This is a genomic window from Escherichia fergusonii ATCC 35469, from assembly GCF_000026225.1.
Lineage (GTDB): Bacteria > Pseudomonadota > Gammaproteobacteria > Enterobacterales > Enterobacteriaceae > Escherichia > Escherichia fergusonii.
In genome coordinates, this window is sequence record NC_011740.1 from 3,079,834 (window position 1) to 3,100,420 (window position 20,587).

Below are 20,587 nucleotides of genomic sequence, written 5' to 3' on the forward strand. Positions count from 1 at the left end.
CTCGTGAGGGCTTTTTTATTAAGGAAATCTGGCAGTGCAGCAAGGATACTATTCTCTCCCCGCCCTTCTTTCCGCCCTTGATGCCGGGAAAAAAGTGAAATACCTGTGGTTCTGGGGCCATCAACCTGCCTCGAATAACGAAATTACTGCCTCTTGCTTTAGTCAGTGGTGGCAGGGTTCGCCTTTTACCTATGGTGGTATAACCTACGCTACCGCAGAGCACTGGATGATGGCAGGAAAAGCGCGGCTGTTTAATGACAGTAAAACGCTTGCCAGAATTCTGGCGGCGGCGACCCCGGCAGAAGCCAAAAAGCTGGGGCGACAGGTGACAAACTTTGATGAACAACGCTGGCAGGCCAGTTGCTTTGAGCTTGTCTGTGAAGGGAACTATCACAAATTTAGCCAACATTCGGCATTGAAAACATTCTTGCTAAATACGCAGCCTCGCATTCTGGTTGAAGCCAGCCCGGTGGATAAAATCTGGGGAATTGGCCTTGCAAAAGATCATCCCCATGCCGGAGTGCCGTCTCACTGGAAGGGGAAAAATCTGCTGGGGTTTGCGCTTATGGTAGTCAGAGACCGTTTGGCGGAAGAATAAGCCCGTATCTGGGAGGAGCGGTGCTTTGCCCGCTCATAACTTCGTTACACTATACTTCACAAGCCCCGCATCACCAGCGACTGGTCCAGCTCGCGATACGCTTCCACCAGCTTCTCAAGTGAAACGCGACTCAAACCACTGGGATTTGGCAGCACCCAAATTTGCGTCGCGCCAATGGTGTGCGTTTGTTTCCCCCACTGCGTGCCGCGCTGGCTAAAGCCCTGCTCATAAGCCTGTTTGCCGAGGATCGCCAACGCCTGCGGTTGATAATCCTCAATTTTTTCAATGAGCTTTCGCCCACCAGCATGTAGTTCCAGCTTTGTCACTTCATTTGCCTGTACCGTCGGTCTGTCAACCAGTTTGGTCACGCCGCAACGATAATCCAGCAGCAGTTGAGCCTCTTGCGGTTTTAATTGTCGGTCAGTAAATCCGGCCTGGTGAATCACTTTCCAGAACCGGTTCGCCGGGTGAGCAAAAGGGAACCCCTTTTCCGCACTTGATAACCCTGGATTGATGCCGCAAAACACAACCCGTAACCCTGGAGCCAAAATATCCTCAACCATGTTTACTCCTGTCTAACATCTCCAGGAAAAGTATAACGGATTGAAAACACATTGTTTATAAAAACAGCATCTGTTCAGCGATGGCTGGATCGTGTGTCAGAGTTACTTTATAATCGGCTACCATGGCCCCTTAGCTCAGTGGTTAGAGCAGGCGACTCATAATCGCTTGGTCGCTGGTTCAAGTCCAGCAGGGGCCACCAAATTTAGTAAAAAAATCAAATAATTAAGCCACTCGATCGAGTGGCTTTTTTTGTACGAATGGCAACAAAGTGGCGATAAAATAGCGAGAGAATATAGCTTCCCCTCTTTTCCCCCGTTACCCACTTTCCACCGCACAACTCAGCGCTTTCTTCACACGGCGCAAATCGCCTTCCCTTCGTACCCAGCCGTCTCTTTCCATGCGATTAAGCAGAGGAATTAGCTGCTTACGTGCAAGGCCAGTTCGCTCCCGGACATCGGCTATTGAAAGCAAATCCCCCACCTGGCATGCACTAAAAAGCGTATCCAGGAGTGTCTGGTAGTGTTCCCTGGTGATAAACATTTTGTCATCCATCGGCACGATACATTTTCTCTCAACAAGTGCACGCAGTTGCTGTGTCAGTAAAGGTCGATCATGTTGAGTGGCAGAAAAGCAAAGTTGCCCGACTGATTGAATTTCAGCCAATAATTTTTGTAAATCCTGGCTAAGATGACCAAAACTGGCACCGAATACACTGATGCCTTCGGTTGTTTGTTGCCACTTCTGGTTCAGGCATTGTTGTTCTACCAGTTCACGTAAAATAACAATACTTATGCCACTACGGGCAGCCAACTCCTCCATATTCAGGGCCGATGTCGCCTGCATAAAAATATGGTTACACCGCGTCAAACACTGTTGATAGTAGTCTTCCGCCAGCCACCAGCTCTGCAACGCATGGCACTTTGACGGTGCAGGTTTACCATCAGATTCCACATATCCATTTACTGCCAACTGAACCTGTTTTCTCAGTTGCGGTAGTTCGGTGTTCTCTGAGCCAATAAGCGTTGCAATCAATTTTGGTCTCTGCTCGCGACTAAGCGCTCCTGCCCATACCACACGCCCGGCGCTGACCATCCGGCTACCTCCGGGCATCATCAGCAATATTGTCTGTCCCCAAAAAACCGGCAGCGCACGGGAAAGTTGTAAGCGCGCCAATCGCCCATCACCGAGCAAATAGCAACGCCCTTGAGCATAAGAAGTCCCTAGCGCCACTTCCAGTTCACACTGTTTTTTCATGCCGCTAATTCCAGCGGGAAGCTGTACGATCCATTCGCGGCTGATCATCACCCCGGCGTCCGGTCTTGCCAGGCAATCTCCTCGCGCGACTTTATCTTTTTTGAGTTGACGAAAGCTCATCGCCACTCTGCTACACGGTTGTGCGCGCTCCCTCGGAAGATGGTAACTTTGAATCGATTTCACTTTTACCAGTTCATTTCCCGGATACAAACGCAAAACGTCACCAATCTCTACGCCATCTCCACGCAATGTGCCCGTTACAGTGGTGCCAATCCCATTAACAGTAAATACACGGTCAATATATAAATGCGGTCCGGGGGCGAGTGATGATGACGGTGTTTGCTGACGGATTTGTTTAATTAGTGCCTGGCGGAGTTCTTCCACGCCCTCACCGCTCTTTGCGCTAACTCTCCAGATATCCGGCAGCATGTCGCAGTGCGTCAAAAAACGCTCCAGGATCTCTTCTTCAACCTCGGCCAGACGCGAATCATCGGCCAGGTCACACTTGTTGATTGCCACCATAATGTGGCGAATACCAAGAGCCGCAATCACACGTAAATGTTCTTCGCTGAGCGGCGACCAGCCTTCATCGGCTGCCACCACAAACAGCACCAGATCTAACCCCCAAAGACTACTCAGCATATTGCGCAAAAAGCGTTCGTGACCGGGTACGTCAATCATGCCAATTTCATCGCCTTCGGGGCTACGTAAACAGGCAAATCCCAGTTCAATCGTCATACCACGAGCAAACTCTTGTGGTAAATGTGAAGGATGTGTTCCGGTGAGTGCCTGAATAAGGGCGGATTTACCATGATCCACGTGTCCGGCTGTTCCTGTTACCGCATACACGATATGTTCTCCAGATTCAGGAAAAGTGTGGCGGAAGCGGCAGGAGTCGAACCTGCCCCAGCCGATAAGCTGACAACGGTTTTGAGGACCGCAGGGGCCACCGGGCCCCATCAACTTCCTGAAAGCGTGTTTACTATTGTCCCCAACGAAACATACCAGGGGCTTTGTTGACAGCTTCACGCAACAAATTCAAATCAATGAGCTGAAAATCTTGCAGCTCAGCTTCACGCCATTTCCCGGCACGTGATGCGGCAGAAAAACTTCGATAGCGCGTCAGTGCATTTTCAATCATCTCAAGAGAAACCACGTCCAGTTGACACTGACAACTGCCGAGTAGTAGCGATCGATAAGGCGTTTGCGCGGGCGTAATACTGCCACTTTCCGGGTGCATTAGCAGGCATCTGCCAAGATGGATGGCATCCCGCGCGGTCAAAAGCACCTGCTGATAATCCGCGCACAGGCGCATGGCACAACCGAGATAATGCGCTTCTACGGCCGGATTATTGGTAATGATTAATAACGTTTCCATTGCATCCTGCTGTCAGTATCGCCAGCCTTACGGCTGGCGATCTGGTTAAAACACCGTCTGTTCAGTTACCGGTGTCTGTAATGCCGCAAGTGCCTTCTCCACAAGCTGACGACGAAGTTTTTGTTCGTCGCTGCCATCAAGCAGTGGGTTACCCAGTGGATGTGGGATAGCCACAGCAGGCACAATACGGTTAGCGCCAACCGTGAGTGATATCGGAACAACCGTTGCGATATGGACTACCGGCATGACTTTTTCAATCTCTTTGACCATCGTTGCGCCGCAACGAGTGCAAGTGCCTCATGTCGACGTCAGAATGGCTGCGCTTACTCCCGCTTTCTGCAGTTTCATGGCAATATCAGCGCCGTACTTACGGGCGTTTGCGACCGAAGTGCCATTACCCACTGTTGAGTAGTAATGACTAAACAGCTTGCCAATCTTCCCTTCCTTTTCGAGCTCACGCAGGGCATCGACCGGTAATACACGGTTTGGATCATCATTACAGGCAACGGGATCGTAGCCGCCATGTGCCGTCTGATGCGTGCCTGAACTCAGCGCAGCAAGATCATCAATCGCATATTCGCCAAACCGTGAGGCGCTCGAAGATTCGATATGATCCGGGTTACCTTTCGGAACGACGCCACCGGACGTTACCAGCGCAATGGTGGCAGTGGAGAGATCGATAACCGGAGGCTGAGGATCAACGCGATCAAAAGCTGGCATCGGATATTCTGTTTTGAAAGGCTCGCCCTTCATTTTTTGCATCAACATCCTGACGGCACGAACAGCGCCAACGTCTGACTCAAAATGGTTGATACGCACGCCTCGTGGTAGATAACCGGCTTCCTCCGGAAGACCAGGATTTCCCCCGGTGGCAATAAAACGTTTAATCAACGCTGCCATTGCAGGCAAGGCTGTACGCATGGATGCCGCACTATTACCTGTTTCCACGGCATACATCCACGGGCGATATAACTCGTAGCCTGGGTTCTCCGGGTAAATCCCACTAATCACCGGAATCCCCATCTCAGCAGCGACCTGCGCCACTGTACCGCAAGCCATACCATAGCGACCGGCGTTAAATGCAGGGCCGGTCACCACCATATCAGGTTGATGTACATTGAGAACGTTACGCACGTACTCTTTGCAAAGGTCAGCATTTTCATTGAAATAGCTGTCACCGCAGATAATGGTGGCAATAATATTGCCTTCACCTGCCAGCAATTTTTCCAACTGTAGCCCGACACCAATTGGCCCGATATGGATCTCAGGCGGACATCCCGCCGCCTCTTCCCCGCCCTTTTGACCAAAGAACTGGTTGAGGTAATGTAGTATTCGTAAACTCATTTGCGCTCACTCCTTAGCCGCTGTGCGCCGAAAGGGTGTGAATCCCCAGCTCGTTTGTTGCGCCAGTAATGGCTTGTATTTCCACAGTAATACTGCCGTCGTTATGCAAACTGCCTTCAAACCCACCCGCGATGGTATTGGCATAAACCGAATGGCCTATCACCCGTTTCATCGGAGGTAGAGTAATGACCTGATTGGCATTACCAGCGGTAACCACGGCATTGGCGGAAGGATGCGCGTCGGCAAGCGACTGGCTTTCCCCACCACGCCCGGCATATTCGTCGGTTAACAACACCGTATGGATCCCCTGCGCTTCGAGTTTGTAGCAGTTCATCATCAGATCGGCATCCGGGTTACCAAACCCTTCTTCACTGATAATCGCCCCGCTAATCCCCATTTGATCTGCCAGTCGCGCCACCATATTTGATGAGCGTACTTTGTCACTCAACGTCACGTTTTCATTGGTTAAAATAACGCCAATGAAATTGAGATCTTTGCCATGACGGCGATAAAGCTCAGCAATCACCGGATTGTTCTGGTGGCTCCAGGTGGTGTTTTTATCGCAGGCAGAAACACAGTTACCGCTGACAATGGCGCCATCCATCGCTTCGGTGGGATACATCAGAGTGGGGACGATTTTTTTCACATCTACGCCGTAAAACCAGGTGTCGTGCAATAGTCCCTGGCTTTGTAGCATATAGACGTAGCCTACTGCGGGCAGGTCTGGATATGCTGCGTGCTGCTTCGCCAGTGGCAAGGTTTCGTAGGTTGTGACTTCATCCGCCGGAGTCGTTTTCACCTGATCCGCAAGCCAACGTGCCGTCATCAGCCCAACACGCCGTAGGATCTCTTCATGCTGGTACTGGTTGCACTGCTCATCGACTTCAATACGCAGCACCAGGTTACGCAACGTCGAATAAGGCGTGTAAGGCGCACCAGGACCAGACATATCAATAATCCCTTCCTGGAAACCTACAACTTTTCCGGTCGTCAGTACCGAAATGCCTTTAAGGGCCAGTGTCTTACCGCTCCCGACAATAGCTTCTTCCCCCCGGTTAATACCTGGAAAACAGCAGCCATCATCCAGCTTGGTGCGTGGTTCGATGACATCTTTTACCGGCATAATGCGTACTTCTTCACCGGGATGAACAATCACCGTTTCCACCTCCACAATCTGTGGGTGAATGGTGCGGATAAACTCTTCAAGTTCTCGCTGACAGAGCTGCAAATGTCCGCCTGCCAGTGATGTTTTTTCTGCAAAAGTGAACTGCTTGATCTGAATAGTGCCAAGTTCCAGTTTCATGGCTGGCTCCTTAACTCAAAAACGATTTCAGATGCTGATCAGCATCTGCACGTTGTTGACGATTAATCATCAACACCGGACCGGTACAGCCCATGCCGGTTTCAGCGTAGATCCCATGTCGCCACAAATGCTGGCAGGCCTCCTCCAGGCGGAGAATGTCGATGCCGTGGATCTCATCGTCCAGTACGGTTTTTGGTGGCGCAGATACTGCGATAGTTGTCGACGGCCCGGCAGAAGGCGTACGTTGATGGACGATCTCTTCGATCCCGCAACTACTGGCAAGCTGCCAACATTTCTGCCAGTGACGCATCAGATCGTTTCTTGCCATCTGAGCGCAAAAACAGAGTGCCTGGGAAATGGTCGCCGGGCCGCTGGCACGCGAAATAATGCCAATGATCGCTTTTTGATCTGGCCCAAGACCAATGCCATAGCCGCTGCCCATTGTTTCCATTTCGCCGCCGCTAAGACCCGCACTGAAGAGCTTAATCAGCAAGTTTCCGGTGAGCGTGTCGCAAACCAGCACGTCAGATGTGGCACGAATAAGATCGTTACCGCGCATCAGCGCTCCGCCATCAGCTCGTGAAGACTGCGCAAAATGTAGCGGGAATCCGGCCTCCCTAAGTCGCGCCAGCAGACGTTGAACAGTAGAAGCATCGTCCACATTGAGGATACCTACCCGGGGTTCCTCAATGCCGAGAGCTTCTGCCATCGCCACGCCAGCAATGGCGTTTTTCACCATCGCCGCAGGGCGGTGAACATCGCTGGTGCCTGTGGTACTGGCCAGCACCATTGACCGACCGGTTGCTATCGAATGGATTTGTGCAACAGTGGCAACACCAAGTGGGAAGTTGTAGTGCAGGGTCACTGCGCCTGCGACTTCGCCATCTGCTAACAGTTGCTCCATGATTCGATGCGCCGACGCCAATTCATCCGCCTGATACCAGGGAAATCCGGGGATGGGCTTCGGGCCAATAATGACCGGTAGTAATCGGTCAGCTACCTGTTCAGCTGCGCTGAGCAGTACATCGGTGGAAAACTCACTTCCCAGAGCAGTAAAGGCAATTTTCAGCCGTGGTGGCGCGCCACTTAGCGCATCTGCCAGCCCGCGAAGTGTTTTAGCAACAGGATGCTCAGCCATGCCATCCTCCTGCTTCCAGCTCGTCGGCAACTTTACGCATCGCTTCCGCCAGCAACTCTGCGGCGGCACGGTTGTCGAGAACCACGTCTTCCACAATGCCCTGATTACGTTCAACCAGTACGCTAATGCCATCAAACTGGCTGGTCATCCGCCCAAGGAACAGGCTTCCCTTACCAACCACCATAAAGTTGTCGATGGTGTTATCCGCAATTTCGCAAAGGCCATGACCAATAAACGGAACGCCAGAAGGAATATGCCCTTGTGTTGGCGCAAAGCCAGGCATCCCGTGACGTGCCACAAACTCGTTGATTTGGCTACGCTCAAGCCACCCTTCCATTACACTGAGTGCCGCAATCATTTTGTAGTTAGATTCCGGTACGTTACCTGCGCCTGCAGGTTGAGTGATTTCCGGGTTTTGCAGTTCGGCGCTATATTTATCGACATCGGCCGTGGTCATTCCTACCGCTTTTAATGGTTGTGAGATTAACGCTCCCATTACTGCCTGTGGTGACGCCCCCGTTCCCACAGTGTGCCGTCCCACCACGCGAGTATTAATCACCGGGCTAACGCCATCATCTTCACTTATTAGCAGAGCAAAACCGCCGAGGACATCTTCCATCAGTGGTAAGCCCTGGCGAATGTGATCCCGTCCGTTCATCCCCAGCTTGGCAACCGAACCGCCCGCCAGCACCAGCACATGTTTATAAACACCGCTTTTGACCAGTGCCGCCGCATTGACCAACGCATGAACTGGCCCGGCACAGAAACCACGCATATCGATCCCAGTGGCCTGCAGGCAATTCAGGCTTTCTGCGACAGCTTTCGCAAGGTTACCGCCGCCACGCTGGTTAACATCACCTATTGCCTCTTCCGAGCACTCGATAACGTATTCCACCTTCTCCAGCATATCGCTGGAGATATGCCAACCAGCCAGTACTGCACTGGCTTTAGTGACCAAATTCTCCAGCATAACGTGAGCGCTAAGGTTGATATCGAGGTCATGTGCCGCTTTAACACACCCGACCAGGCGCTCGCCATACCACAGTGGAGCGGCATGCTGAGCCACCAGCAGTGCCAGTTCATCTTCACTGGCTGTAACAGCTTTATCCATCAGGCCACGAGAGGCCAGTGTAGGATGATCTGCCAGTTTTCCCCGGATATCCTGGACAAACGACTCCTGCCAGACAGTAAGATCAAAGGCGTCTACAAAACAGAGCATGCCGTACAGCACTGACTCACTGTATATCTCACCAAATGTGCCGACTGTTCCTCCCTCCTGGATGACGTTGAGCCAGGGTCTGGGGAGCGTCTCCAGTTCTGCAGGGCTGATATTGCCGATAAAGCACTGATGCGGGGGATAATTTACCGCCTGGTCAAAAGATCGTAGATGGCGGGGTATCTCCGAAAGCCAGGGTTCATCCGGGTTTTTATGTCGGGCTTGCAAAATGGCGGAGCCATGCCATTTCAGCAAATCCGGCGTATGCGCCAGGATATAGCCTGCCTGTCGTATCACTGCATTTCCCATAATTCCTCCCGAAGTGGTCTCCGGCACTGAAGCCGGAGAGCCTCCTGTTAACTCAGGTAGTGACAGTATTCTTCCCTGTACTGACGGACTTCACGGGAAATAGCGTCGACATCAAGCACCATCTCCATCATCCCCACCTGCTCCTGATACACGTCGGTATCAACGGCCTGCTTCACTTCATCTTCCACTATGTGGTAACACTGGAGTCCCAACTGGACTCCCGCCAGAGGGCCTGCAAAAGTCGGATCGCCGTTTGTTACGGTTTCACATGCCAGACCAGAAGCTTCTGCTTCTGAACCACCGAGGATCACAATCAGATCTTGCGGTGGATATTTTTCTGACAGTGCGAGAACACGGCGCTGATTTTCCAGGTCCATCGCTCCGGCGCTTGTTCAGACAAAGCACTCGGTCGTACTAAACACCACCTCAGCACCGGCAGAACGCACGCAAGTTTCAATTGCCGGGCCGGGGACACCATCCCTGTCACCAAGGATGATGATTTTTTTACTTCTGAGATCCATAGCTCTCTCCTTTGTTGAAAAAAGGGTTACGCCGCGCCTGCAAGAACGGCATCAAGCGCCTGACGAATATCATCGGCAGCGAGCGACTCGCCGCTAAGATGGGTCATCCGCTCGCCATTACGCCAGATAACAATCGAAGGCAGGCCCATCACCTTTTGCGCCATCGCCAGACGGCGGTTGCCCTGAATATTGAGGCTACAAAAATCCACTTTGCCGCTGTAGTCCTCCGAAAGCTGATGGACATCCGGCATTAACTCTTTGCAGCGTTCACAGCTTTCGCTCCAGAAATCAACCAACACCACACCACTGGCGATTGCATCGTCAAAATTATCTTTATTCAGTTCCTTCATACGGTGAGTTCCTCCAGGACGAGATCAATTGAGTTAAATGCAGGTTTAGTCATTCGGCACATTTCGCCACCATGCTCAAGGCACAGCAACGTAGGCAATTCTGTTATGCCATAACGTTTAGCAAGCCGTTGATTTTTATAACTATCTACAGGCACGAAGCGCCAGTCTTCATAATGGGCAATTTGCTGTTCGAGTTGAGTTAATAGCTCCACACTCTCTGGCTGGACCGGCGACCAGAACAGCACCATGTTTTTAAACTCACTATTGAGTACATGTTGCTGCCAGAAGGCTTCTTGTTCGAGATAGTGGCTGGCGGCAACAGCTGCAACCGCGCCATCTCCGGCGGCAGTGACGACCTGACGAAGAAATTTATGGCACACATCGCCCACGGCAAATACGCCGGGCAGTTGCGTTTCCTGCTGGGGGTTAGTTTCGATATAGCCGCTGTCAGACAAGGGAAGTTGTGCTTTTATTGGTGTCAGCCAGTCGGTCTGCGGTACGGTGCCAACGAACATAAACACCCCATTGGTATTTATGCGCGAACGCTCACCAGTTTTGACGTTCATGATCTCAACGCCATCAACCAGTTCATCACCCGTAATTGCGGCTACCGTGCTGTTCCAGATAAAACGGATTTTTTCGTTGGCAAATGCTTGTTCGCGGGCGATGCGGTCGGCATCGAGATGACCTTCATCATGAATAACAACCATGGTGACGGAGTTAACGTAACGTGTCAGAAAAATGGATTCCTCAACAGCAGTATTTCCTGATCCCACCACGACCACATCCAGTTCGGTATAAAAATCTGCATCGCAGGTAGCGCAATAAGAAACGCCGCGTCCGGCAAACTCTTTTTCACCAGGAATACCCAAAATACGGGGACGTGTACCGGTGGCAATAATCACACTTTTTGTCGCGAGTGTAGTGCCATCTTTAAGCTTCAACCTTTTATGTAATCCATCTGGACTCATAGCCAGTGATAACACCCGTCCTTGCAAAAACTCTGCGCCAAAATGACGGGCGTGTTCAGTAAACTTTTCCATCAAAGCCGGACCACTGTCTTTAATGATCCCCGGATAATTTTCCAGTTCCGAAGTGGTGGCACATTGCCCGCCAGGTTTCAGCTTTTCTTCCACGACCAGCGTTTTTAATCTGGCTCTGGCGGCATACAGTGCAGCGCTTAATCCGCCAGGACCACCGCCAACAATGATTACGTCATATTCATCATTATTTATCATATTTTCCCCTTCAGGGATGAAAGCTAATAACGGACGCAGCATATTCCTGCCCATACCGGCATACCGACGAGAATAAACAGAGGTGATATGGGATATTTATTAAAAATACCAGAATATAACTAAAGACTTTGCTGCACGCAGCAAAAGGCAGGAGTTTGAAAGTTAAAAAAAGTACAACTTACACCTAAAATTTCTCATAGGGATAATTCCAGGCAGGAAACGCATATCTACATCTACATAATTCGAGTTGCAAGCGATGAAACCACAGAAAATTACATAATTAAGTGACTCTGTTAAGCAAATACAGTCGTAGCTCATGCAACTTGAAGTATGACGAGTATAAAAGAATCGCCGTGGATACAGTACGGTATGATAATAACTAATTCTGTGATCACTGCAATACTCTTGCATTAGAAAATGTATCGCTTCAGCCCCCGTATATAGAGCATCAACTCTTGATAAAAATATAAAAATCCGAATGACTTTCCAATCAGACTGTTTTATTTTATTCACGACTTTTGCTCTGGAAAGACCATACTCTAAATAATTCTCTCGCAGCAGAGACAACTTGAAGTATGGTGAGTATAAAACCTCAATCGGAATAATAAATTTAATACTAAGAATTATATAATTTTTTAGCCAGGAACATTAGCAATAATTTTTTTGATTATTATTCAGGATATATACGCTGAATAACTCACAGCAGATGCAACTTGAAGTATGACGAGCATAATGCCGGTTATATGATAGCCATCTCAGTGGGTTGATATAATACGTTTTAATGAAAAATGTAATATAGCCTGATGCGCTACGCTTATCAGGCCTACAAAATTACTGCAATATATTGAATTTAAATGTTTTCTAAGGCCGTACAAGACGTTTACGGCGCGTCAGGCAATTTAGCGTGCCAGTATGCAGCTGCACGCACTAATTGCTGGTTATAACGTTCCCCCATAAAACGCTGGCTGAGTTTTTTGACAACCTTCCCTTCGCCTGTGATCCAGATAAAGTAGTCATCTTCCGGGATCTGTAACTGTGCCAGTCGTGCATCTACGGCCTGCTCATCATGCGCCAGCCATTCAATATTAAACCCCTCAAGATGAGCAAGATAATCCTTACAAGCTCTGTCCTGCACACTCACCAGCGCAGTGATATTAGGTTTGACCGCAAGCTTACTCAACATTTCCAGCCGACGGCGTAATGCGGGCATACCTGATTCATCACAAACATAGAGTTGATATGAGTAATCCTCTGGCACTAGCAGCGATCCGCGTGGTCCACCAATAGTGAGTTTATCGCCCGGTTGTGCCTGCATCGCCCAGCGGCTTGCTACACCGCCATTATGGATAAAGAAATCCAGTGCCAGTTCATGACGTTGCTCATCGTAAAGCGGTGTGTAGTCACGCGAAACCGGGCGCGTACCTTCTGGCCAGATAATACCGTCGTCGGTGACGGTTGGCGGCACAAAATGAGTCCCCGGTTCAGGGAAAAAGACTTTGCTGTGATCATCAAAACCGTGCGATGTAAAACCGTCCAGCGCCTCGCCGCCGAGGACGATACGCTGAAAACAGACACTGATGCGTTCAATTCGTAATACGGTCAGTTCACGGAAGCGCAATTCGTTACGAACGCGCTGTGGGTAACGGGGAGAGTTATTCATTGTTGTGCCTTTTCGGTAGTAATCAGATATATCTAAAAAAAGCTCGCAAATGATAATGATTGTTAATCAAGCTAATTGCAAGAAATTTTTATGGCTCAAAGAAAGTGTTACTTATGGCATTCTGATTCAAATGCCAGATAAATCGTGAACACCTTCCCAAGCCTGTAGGTTTAAAAAAGTACTTTTCAGTGCTTGCAACAAATCCCGTTATAGATATAAATTAGATATATCTAAATAAACAACAGGAGGCTGATATGAGCCATCATCATGAAGGGTGTTGTAAACATGAAAGCCAGCCACGTCACGAAGGCTGCTGTAAAGGTGAAAAAGCAGAACATGAGCACTGCGGACACAATCATCAGCATGAGCACGGCCAATGCTGCAGTGGCGGGCGTCATGGTCGCGGCGGCGGGCGTCGTCAGCGCTTTTTCGGACATGGTGAATTACGCCTGGTGATTCTGGATATTCTCTCCCGCGACGATAGCCACGGTTACGAGCTGATTAAAGCCATTGAGAATTTGACCCAGGGTCATTACACGCCAAGTCCGGGGGTTATCTACCCAACACTGGATCTACTCCAGGAGCAGGCACTGATCGCCATCCGCGAAGAAGAAAATGGGAAGAAACAGATAGCCCTGACTGAACAAGGTGCGCAGTGGCTGGAAGAAAATCGTGAGCAAATGGATATGATTACGGAGCGAATCAAATCGCGTAGCGTCGGTGCAGCTCTGCGCCAGAACCCGCAAATGAAGCGGGCGCTGGATAATTTCAAAGCAGTGCTGGACTTAAAAGTAAATCAGAGCGCTATCAGCGATGCGGAAATAAAAAAGATCATTGCAGTGATCGACCGCGCCGCTTTTGATATTACCCAGCTGGATTAATCGCCAATTGCCGGATACGGCAATTGCTCTATCCGGCTATACCAACGGCCATATCTGGCTGCCAATATCACCAGTTAATGTAACACTGTTACCGCGTCGGCCAGCCGACTGGCGCGGTGTTTCACCATCGCCGAGACTTGCGCGCTCTCCTCCACCAGTTCGGCGTTCTTATGGGTGATCCGGTTTAGCTCATCCACGGCACGTGTCAGGCTGGTCAGCCCATCGGCCTGTTCCAGAGTTGAATGGCTAATCTGGGCAATTAATCGGGTGACGTTTTGCACCTGTGCCACAATATCGTCCATAGTGCGCCCGGCAGCATGAACCTGCTGTGAGCCAGAATGCACTTTATCGGCACTGGCATCTATCAACTTTCGAATATCATTGGCGGCACTGGCACTGCGGCTGGCCAGGTGGCGAACTTCTCCGGCAACCACCGCAAACCCTTTCCCTTGTTCACCTGCGCGTGCTGCTTCTACCGCTGCATTCAGCGCAAGAATATTGGTCTGAAAAGCAATATCGTTAATCAGTGAGGTGATAGTGCCAATACGCTGAGTGCTGTCTGCAATATCATCCATCGTTTTGATCACCGTCTCCATAGCTTCCCCGCCCTGTTGCGCGGCGTTACTGGCAGTAATAGAGAGCTTGTCAGCAGCAGAAGCAGTGGCTGAGTTCTGTTTTACCGATGCCGTCATCTGCTTCATCGTCGCCACCGTTTGCTGAACGTTATCCACGGTTTGCTGAGTATGCTCATTCAGTTCATCGCTACCTTTTACCAGCGTTTCACTACCGTGGTGCACACTGGATACCTGACTGGAAACATCATTGATGAGCCAGCGACACATCAGGCCAAGCTGCCCTATTGCCCGTAGTGTCAGTCCCAACTCATCACTACGTTGCAAATGCTCAACACTATTTTGCTCACCGGTAGCTACCTTTAGCGCCTGCCTGGCGACATTTTCCATCGGGCGAACGAGTTGCCATTCAAAACATAGAGTTCCAAGAAACATTACCAGAGCACAAGCCAGATAAGCGCTAACTGGCACAACGGAAAAGTGCAGCATTGCACAAAGGGCAATAAACAGTAGCGCCATCATGCTTCGCGTCCGCCAGCGTAACGGCATCGAAGGCAGTTTTCCCAGCCAGCCCTTACGCACCACAAGACCTTTGTGGATTCGTTTATTGCTGCGCCCGGCATTCAATGCCTGATACAACGGCTCCACTGCGGCAATCTCTTCATCCGTTGCCCGGGTGCGAATCGACATGTAACCGCTGATTTTGCCATTACGCACCATCGGCACTGCGTTAGCGCGTACCCAGTAGTGATCGCCATTTTTGCGCCGATTTTTAACAATGCCGCTCCACGGTTCACCTTGTTGCAGGGTGTACCACATATCTGCAAACGCCGCTTTTGGCATATCCGGGTGTCGCACCATATTATGCGGTTGGGCCAGCAGCTCATTGAGCGAATAGCCGCTCACCTGAACAAATGTGTCGTTGGCGTGGGTGATATAGCTTTGCAGATCAGTGGTGGACATCAGGGTAGTATCGTCAGCCAGCGGGGTATTTTGCTGGGTAACATACAAAGGTGAAGACATAATCGCGTCCTGTGCAGGTTTTTATGGTTGTTAACTTTTCGTCATATGTTATTTCGGCGCTAATAAATTTATCTTTAGTTGTTAAATTTGATAGAGATCGCAGTTTCTTCCTTTATCTGTGCCCCAGAAAGAAGCATCCCTTGAATTCTCATGGTGCAATGCCGCCTTTTCAGTCTTATTCCCCCGAACATCCTGGCGATTTAAAAACACCCAATTGTTAACACTTGGCATTAAATGTTGCAACAAAGTATCTTTTTAAGCTGTTTATCCCGATTTTCACGATCACAACCGGAGTGGCGCAATCCCTGCAATACTTAAATCGGTATCATGTGATACGCGAGCCACCGGAGCATATTTTGAACAGGTTACCTTCGAGCGCATCGGCTTTAGCGTGCAGCGCCCACGCCCTTAATCTCATAGAGAAACAAACACTTGATCATGAGGAGATGAAAGCACTAAACCGGGAGGTGATTGAATACTTTAAAGAGCATGTCAATCCGGGATTTTTAGAGTATCGCAAATCTGTTACCGCTGGCGGGGATTACGGAGCCGTAGAGTGGCAAGCGGGAGGTTTAAATACGCTTGTCGACACCCAGGGACAGGAGTTTATCGACTGCCTGGGAGGTTTTGGAATTTTCAACGTGGGGCACCGTAATCCAGTTGTGGTTTCCGCCGTACAGAATCAACTTGCGAAACAACCGCTGCACAGCCAGGAACTGCTTGATCCATTACGGGCGATGCTGGCAAAAACACTTGCTGCACTGACGCCCGGTAAACTGAAATACAGCTTCTTTTGTAATAGCGGCACCGAGTCCGTGGAAGCGGCACTGAAACTGGCGAAAGCGTACCAGTCACCGCGCGGTAAGTTTACCTTTATAGCCACCAGCGGCGCGTTCCATGGTAAATCGCTGGGCGCACTGTCGGCCACGGCAAAATCGACCTTCCGCAAGCCGTTTATGCCGTTGCTGCCGGGTTTCCGTCATGTACCGTTTGGTCATATCGAGGCCATGCGTACTGCTCTTAGCGAGTGCAAAAAAACCGGTGACGATGTTGCCGCAGTGATCCTCGAGCCGATTCAGGGCGAAGGTGGCGTCATTCTGCCGCCGCCAGGTTATCTCACCGCTGTGCGTAAGCTGTGTGATGAGTTTGGCGCCCTGATGATCCTCGATGAAGTGCAAACCGGTATGGGGCGCACGGGCAAAATGTTCGCCTGCGAGCATGAGAACGTGCAGCCGGATATCCTCTGCCTTGCCAAAGCGCTCGGCGGCGGCGTAATGCCAATTGGCGCAACCATCGCCACCGAAGAGGTGTTCTCGGTGCTGTTCGATAACCCGTTCCTGCACACCACCACCTTTGGCGGCAACCCGCTGGCCTGTGCGGCAGCGCTGGCGACCATCAATGTGTTGCTGGAGCAGAACTTACCGGCTCAGGCTGAACAGAAAGGCGACATGCTGCTGGACGGTTTCCGTCAACTGGCGCGGGAATATCCCGATCTGGTACAGGAAGCGCGTGGCAAAGGGATGTTGATGGCGATTGAATTTGTCGATAACGAAATCGGCTACAACTTTGCCAGCGAGATGTTCCGCCAGCGAGTACTGGTTGCCGGAACACTCAACAACGCTAAAACGATCCGTATTGAACCACCACTGACACTGACCATTGAACAGTGTGAACTGGTCATCAAAGCGGCACGAAAAGCGCTGGCCGCCATGCGGGTAAGTGTCGAAGAAGCATAATTCAACCCATTATCGGGCCAGAACTTATCACCCGGCCCGATAATTCTCCCCCAGCCCTAACGCTTCGTCTCCTCGCAAAACTGCATTTTAGTCACGACTGCCCTCGCTTATTGTTAATGATATGTTATTTTTAAGTTTCACTACATAACTGAATAAGGTGAAATATGAATCAGGTGCAGCCTGGTACAGAGCTTTTTTCTTTGAAGAATGCGCTGTTTGGCATGTTGGTATTAACGCTGGGAATGGGAATTGGGCGCTTTTTATATACGCCACTGCTTCCCGTGATGCTGGCAGAAAATCTGTTCACATTCCCGCAGCTCTCATGGATTGCCAGTATCAACTACGCGGGTTATCTGGTGGGTAGCCTGTTATTCTCCTTCAGCCTGTTTCACCTCCCCTCACGTCTACGTCCTGGACTGTTGCTTTCAGCTTTCGCTAGCGGATTATTAATCCTTGCCATGGCCTGCTTCACACAATTTATCTTAGTGGCACTAGTGCGGTTTTTTGCGGGTGTGGCAAGCGCCGGTATGCTGATATTTGGCTCAACATTAATTATGCAACATACACGCCATCCGTTTGTTATTGCATCACTTTTTTCTGGTGTAGGTATAGGGATCGCTCTGGGTAATGAGTACGTTATCGCCGGTTTGCATCTGGCGATTTCTGCCAGCGATTTATGGACAGGAGCAAGCATCATGGCTGCGGTGATGCTGATAGCGCTGATGGTATTAATTCCCCGTCAGCATCAAGCGCTTGCCCCTATACCACTGGTAAAAAAAGAGCACCAACTGATGCATTGGCTGTTGCTGGCACTGCTTTACGGTCTGGCGGGATTTGGCTATATCATCGTTGCCACTTATCTCCCTTTAATGGCGAAAGATGCCGGTTCTCCATTGCTTACCGCACATTTGTGGACTCTGGTTGGCGTATCCGTGGTGCCGGGATGCTTTGGCTGGTTGTGGGCTGCCAGGCGCTGGGGCGTTCTGCCCTGCCTGAGCGCAAACCTGTTGGTACAAGGGATCTGTGTGTTGCTAACACTTGCCAGCGGTTCTCCCATCTTATTGATTTTAAGCAGTATTGGCTTTGGTGGCACGTTTATGGGCACCACATCGCTGGTCATGACTCTGGCTCGTCAGTTGAGTGTGCCAGGCAAGATTAACCTGTTAGGTTTTGTGACATTAACTTACGGCGTCGGGCAGATTATTGGCCCCGCATTAACATCAATGTTTGGTAATGGCACACAAGCCATTGTCGATGCCACACTTTGCGGAGCAGCGGCACTGTTCATTGCCGCTATTATTAGCGTGCGGCAACTTTTTCGCCAGCGGCGAGTTGTGTTTACTCATTGAATTTTAGCGAGAATGAAGGGTTTATCAGGATCGCCAGCAATAAAGCAGACTATCACTTTTTGCCCCGCAGTCAGGGGAAGGTTGCAGTTGTTAGCCAGTGTCGCCATGGTATGTTCTGCGGGGCAACCATCCCATATAAACGCCAATGTTACGCCCTCTCCGCTAACTGCCATGACCGTGGCTATTTGTGGCGGGATTGCTGGTTGAAACGGCAAATCTGTCGATTCGTGAGAAGTAGCACTGGTGACGGCAGTAAAATGATTGTAGTAGTGCTGACCATCAAAGATATGGGTAACACGGGTCAGCAACCACTCACGGTTTAATGATCCGTTATCATGGTGAGTTAAGGTAAAACGAGATCCTGAGCGGAATAACGCACAGCGACTTTTACCGCTTAATTTTTTAATCGGGTTGCTGATAACAGAAAAACTTTTTTTAACGCTATAGATAATATTTAATTCATGCTGACAGGAAGTGGAATAGCTAAGCTTAAAGCTACCCACAACAGATGTTAACGCATTATAATCTTGTACCAGCAGTAAAATATGCCGTCCGGGTTGATAACGGAAAAACCAGCAAACTTTTTCTTCTGCCATCAGGCGGCAAATAAATTGATAATCGCTTTCCTGATACTGCAAGCAAAACGGTCGTTTTTTCGCCTTACAACAAAACAAAAAGGTATAATCTGAAATACCATTTTCTGCAAATATCTTATATATAATCTCCTGATAGGTAAGATTCTGAAATACACGATTATGGGACTGGTGTGTCAGCATCCACAACCAGGGTCGCACGACAAGATGGTATTGATTAAAAGCAGTTTGCTGAAGTTCAGTCACCAAACCACCATAAGATATTTGATTGCATGACAAAGTTAAATTTGTACCAGCAACGTCCTCTTCATGAAAACTGCTCGAGGTATTCACCGTAACGGTTGCATAAGGCAATGTATTTATAGCGGATTTGACGATTACATGTCTCACATCCGCAGAAAATACCGATGATATCAGGGTTACGGTATCGGTGCTGGCCATAGCCTTCTCTCGTTGAGTATCTTATTGTATTACGTCTAACTGTTGCCTGCTTTATTATTTAAAACACAACATACAACAAATAACAATCGAATCTGAAGACATAGAATATTATTTTGATACGCATCAATCTGCCAAATACTAAGTATTTATTATGAAATTATTTCAGGGTTAATATATCAGAACGTTATTAAATAATAATTTAGAGCGTATAAAAAAACCTTCGCTATATTCAGCAAAGGTTTCATATGGTCTGAAATTTATCAGGTGTCAACTTTATCCAGTGGCCAGGAATCAAACAGGTAGCCATCAAAGTAGATATCATCAACATTAGAAAACTCCAGCAGCCGCTGTTTAACGTTTTCCAGATGCTGCCACATCGCCAGTTTTGCTGCTCGGGCATCTTTCTTGATTAATGCTGCGAGGATCTGTTTGTGATCTTTCAGCCACTCCTTGCGATACAGACTATCATCAAGATGACTATGCACCTGAATCCACATTGGATTATTTTCGCGCCACTGCCAGGACTGGCGGAACAATTCAACTAACATGCTATTGTGCGTCGCTTCTGCAATAGCGAGATGAAATTGCATATCGCCGCTTTCACTACTTCCCGGTCCACTGGAAGCCAGTTCACGCTCTTCCAGTTGCAACGCCTGGCGCATTTTAACAATATCTTCACGGGTGGCCTGTAAAGCGGCAAACTCGGCGATATTACTCTCCAGCAACTGGCGTGCCTGTAGTAATTCAAACGGACCGGCATCATTACAAACATTGACATCTGGCGTATCGATTACCTGTTCACTGTCGCTATCGAGGACGTAGATCCCGGCACCCCGACGGACTTCCACCAGGCCTTTAATTTCCAGCATGATCAGCGCTTCACGCACAACGGTACGGGTGACATCAAGCATTTCAGCGATCTCCCGCTCAGGTGGCAAGCGATCGCCGGGCTTATAAGGCGTTTTGATGATGAGATCGCGGATCATCGCCCCTACTTCCTGGTAAGGTCTTTGCGCAGAAGTGCCTGATTTCATGATGTTGTGTCCGTTAGGTGCGATTAATCGAATTATTGCCGAAAGCAGTATTTACGCCTGATCCAGCCAACAAAGAGTTCATACT

18 protein-coding genes and 2 tRNA genes are annotated in these 20,587 nt (G+C 49.6%); 5 read left to right on the forward strand and 15 right to left on the reverse strand.

Going from position 1 to position 20,587, the window contains the following annotated elements:
* Positions 1-34 precede the first annotated feature (34 nt).
* Positions 35-598: an NADAR family protein gene (locus tag EFER_RS15155; RefSeq protein ID WP_001183952.1), complete on the forward strand. Its 564-nt coding sequence runs from the start codon at positions 35-37 to the stop codon at positions 596-598.
* A gap of 56 nt (positions 599-654) precedes the next feature.
* Here the strand turns inward: EFER_RS15155 and mug are convergent, their stop codons facing one another.
* Positions 655-1,161: a G/U mismatch-specific DNA glycosylase gene (gene mug / locus EFER_RS15160; RefSeq protein WP_000228925.1), complete on the reverse strand. Its 507-nt coding sequence runs from the start codon at positions 1,159-1,161 to the stop codon at positions 655-657.
* A gap of 124 nt (positions 1,162-1,285) precedes the next feature.
* Between mug and EFER_RS15165 the strand changes: the two genes are divergently transcribed.
* A tRNA-Ile gene (locus EFER_RS15165) sits at positions 1,286-1,361 on the forward strand.
* A 116-nt stretch (positions 1,362-1,477) separates the two neighbouring features.
* Here EFER_RS15165 and selB read toward each other — a convergent pair.
* The 11 genes from selB to EFER_RS15225 all read right to left on the reverse strand — a co-directional run bounded on the left by selB (position 1,478) and on the right by EFER_RS15225 (position 12,873).
* Positions 1,478-3,265: a selenocysteine-specific translation elongation factor gene (gene selB, locus EFER_RS15170; RefSeq protein WP_024256530.1), complete on the reverse strand. Its 1,788-nt coding sequence runs from the start codon at positions 3,263-3,265 to the stop codon at positions 1,478-1,480.
* A 28-nt stretch (positions 3,266-3,293) separates the two neighbouring features.
* Positions 3,294-3,384, reverse strand: a tRNA-Sec gene (locus EFER_RS24215).
* 14 nt (positions 3,385-3,398) lie between these two features.
* Positions 3,399-3,794, reverse strand: coding sequence for a GrdX family protein (locus EFER_RS15175; RefSeq protein WP_000449100.1), 396 nt, complete (start codon positions 3,792-3,794; stop codon positions 3,399-3,401).
* A gap of 45 nt (positions 3,795-3,839) precedes the next feature.
* Positions 3,840-5,138, reverse strand: coding sequence for a glycine/betaine/sarcosine/D-proline family reductase selenoprotein B (locus EFER_RS15185; RefSeq protein WP_077626275.1), 1,299 nt, complete (start codon positions 5,136-5,138; stop codon positions 3,840-3,842).
* A gap of 13 nt (positions 5,139-5,151) precedes the next feature.
* Positions 5,152-6,441 carry a glycine/sarcosine/betaine reductase component B subunit gene (locus EFER_RS15190; protein WP_000764224.1) on the reverse strand — a complete coding sequence of 430 codons (1,290 nt, stop codon included), beginning with the start codon at positions 6,439-6,441 and terminating at the stop codon, positions 5,152-5,154.
* Between the two features lie 10 nt (positions 6,442-6,451).
* A complete protein-coding gene (gene grdD / locus EFER_RS15195; RefSeq protein WP_000807635.1) occupies positions 6,452-7,579 on the reverse strand; it encodes a glycine/sarcosine/betaine reductase complex component C subunit alpha in 1,128 nt (375 codons plus the stop codon).
* A complete protein-coding gene (gene grdC, locus EFER_RS15200; RefSeq protein ID WP_000525982.1) occupies positions 7,572-9,104 on the reverse strand; it encodes a glycine/sarcosine/betaine reductase complex component C subunit beta in 1,533 nt (510 codons plus the stop codon). The genes grdD and grdC overlap by 8 nt, the downstream gene beginning before the upstream one ends.
* 47 nt (positions 9,105-9,151) lie before the next feature.
* Positions 9,152-9,625 carry a glycine/sarcosine/betaine reductase complex selenoprotein A gene (gene grdA / locus EFER_RS15205; protein WP_077626276.1) on the reverse strand — a complete coding sequence of 158 codons (474 nt, stop codon included), beginning with the start codon at positions 9,623-9,625 and terminating at the stop codon, positions 9,152-9,154.
* Positions 9,626-9,651: 26 nt separating this feature from the next.
* Positions 9,652-9,975, reverse strand: coding sequence for a thioredoxin family protein (locus EFER_RS15215; protein WP_000661404.1), 324 nt, complete (start codon positions 9,973-9,975; stop codon positions 9,652-9,654).
* Entirely contained in the window at positions 9,972-11,213 is a 1,242-nt protein-coding gene (locus EFER_RS15220; protein WP_048814574.1) for an FAD-dependent oxidoreductase, read from the reverse strand. Before EFER_RS15220 ends, EFER_RS15215 begins: the two co-directional genes overlap by 4 nt.
* An 880-nt stretch (positions 11,214-12,093) precedes the next feature.
* Complete coding sequence (locus EFER_RS15225) at positions 12,094-12,873, reverse strand: siderophore-interacting protein (protein WP_001065916.1); 780 nt, start codon at positions 12,871-12,873, stop codon at positions 12,094-12,096.
* 254 nt (positions 12,874-13,127) lie between these two features.
* Here EFER_RS15225 and EFER_RS15230 point away from each other — a divergent pair, with 254 nt between their 5' ends.
* The gene (locus tag EFER_RS15230) at positions 13,128-13,754 is read left to right on the forward strand and encodes a PadR family transcriptional regulator (RefSeq protein ID WP_000018021.1); all 627 of its coding nucleotides are present in this window, start codon (positions 13,128-13,130) and stop codon (positions 13,752-13,754) included.
* A 74-nt stretch (positions 13,755-13,828) separates the two neighbouring features.
* Here the strand turns inward: EFER_RS15230 and EFER_RS15235 are convergent, their stop codons facing one another.
* Positions 13,829-15,349: a methyl-accepting chemotaxis protein gene (locus EFER_RS15235; protein ID WP_000097994.1), complete on the reverse strand. Its 1,521-nt coding sequence runs from the start codon at positions 15,347-15,349 to the stop codon at positions 13,829-13,831.
* A gap of 356 nt (positions 15,350-15,705) precedes the next feature.
* On the opposite strand from EFER_RS15235, the gene ygjG reads away from it, so the two are divergent.
* Both ygjG and EFER_RS15245 read left to right on the forward strand, forming a co-directional pair.
* A complete protein-coding gene (gene ygjG, locus EFER_RS15240; RefSeq protein ID WP_032242745.1) occupies positions 15,706-17,085 on the forward strand; it encodes a putrescine aminotransferase in 1,380 nt (459 codons plus the stop codon).
* Positions 17,086-17,249: 164 nt separating this feature from the next.
* Positions 17,250-18,434 (forward strand): MFS transporter, encoded by a 1,185-nt coding sequence (locus EFER_RS15245; RefSeq protein ID WP_001077647.1) that lies wholly within the window; start codon positions 17,250-17,252, stop codon positions 18,432-18,434.
* Here the strand turns inward: EFER_RS15245 and EFER_RS15250 are convergent.
* Both EFER_RS15250 and uxuR read right to left on the reverse strand, forming a co-directional pair.
* On the reverse strand, positions 18,428-19,468 hold the full coding sequence (locus EFER_RS15250; RefSeq protein WP_000168764.1) for a contractile injection system protein, VgrG/Pvc8 family: 1,041 nt from the start codon (positions 19,466-19,468) through the stop codon (positions 18,428-18,430). The two genes, EFER_RS15245 and EFER_RS15250, sit on opposite strands and share 7 nt — an antisense overlap.
* A 260-nt stretch (positions 19,469-19,728) precedes the next feature.
* On the reverse strand, positions 19,729-20,502 hold the full coding sequence (gene uxuR / locus EFER_RS15255; RefSeq protein ID WP_000835134.1) for a Uxu operon transcriptional regulator: 774 nt from the start codon (positions 20,500-20,502) through the stop codon (positions 19,729-19,731).
* Between the last annotated feature and the right edge of the window lie 85 nt (positions 20,503-20,587).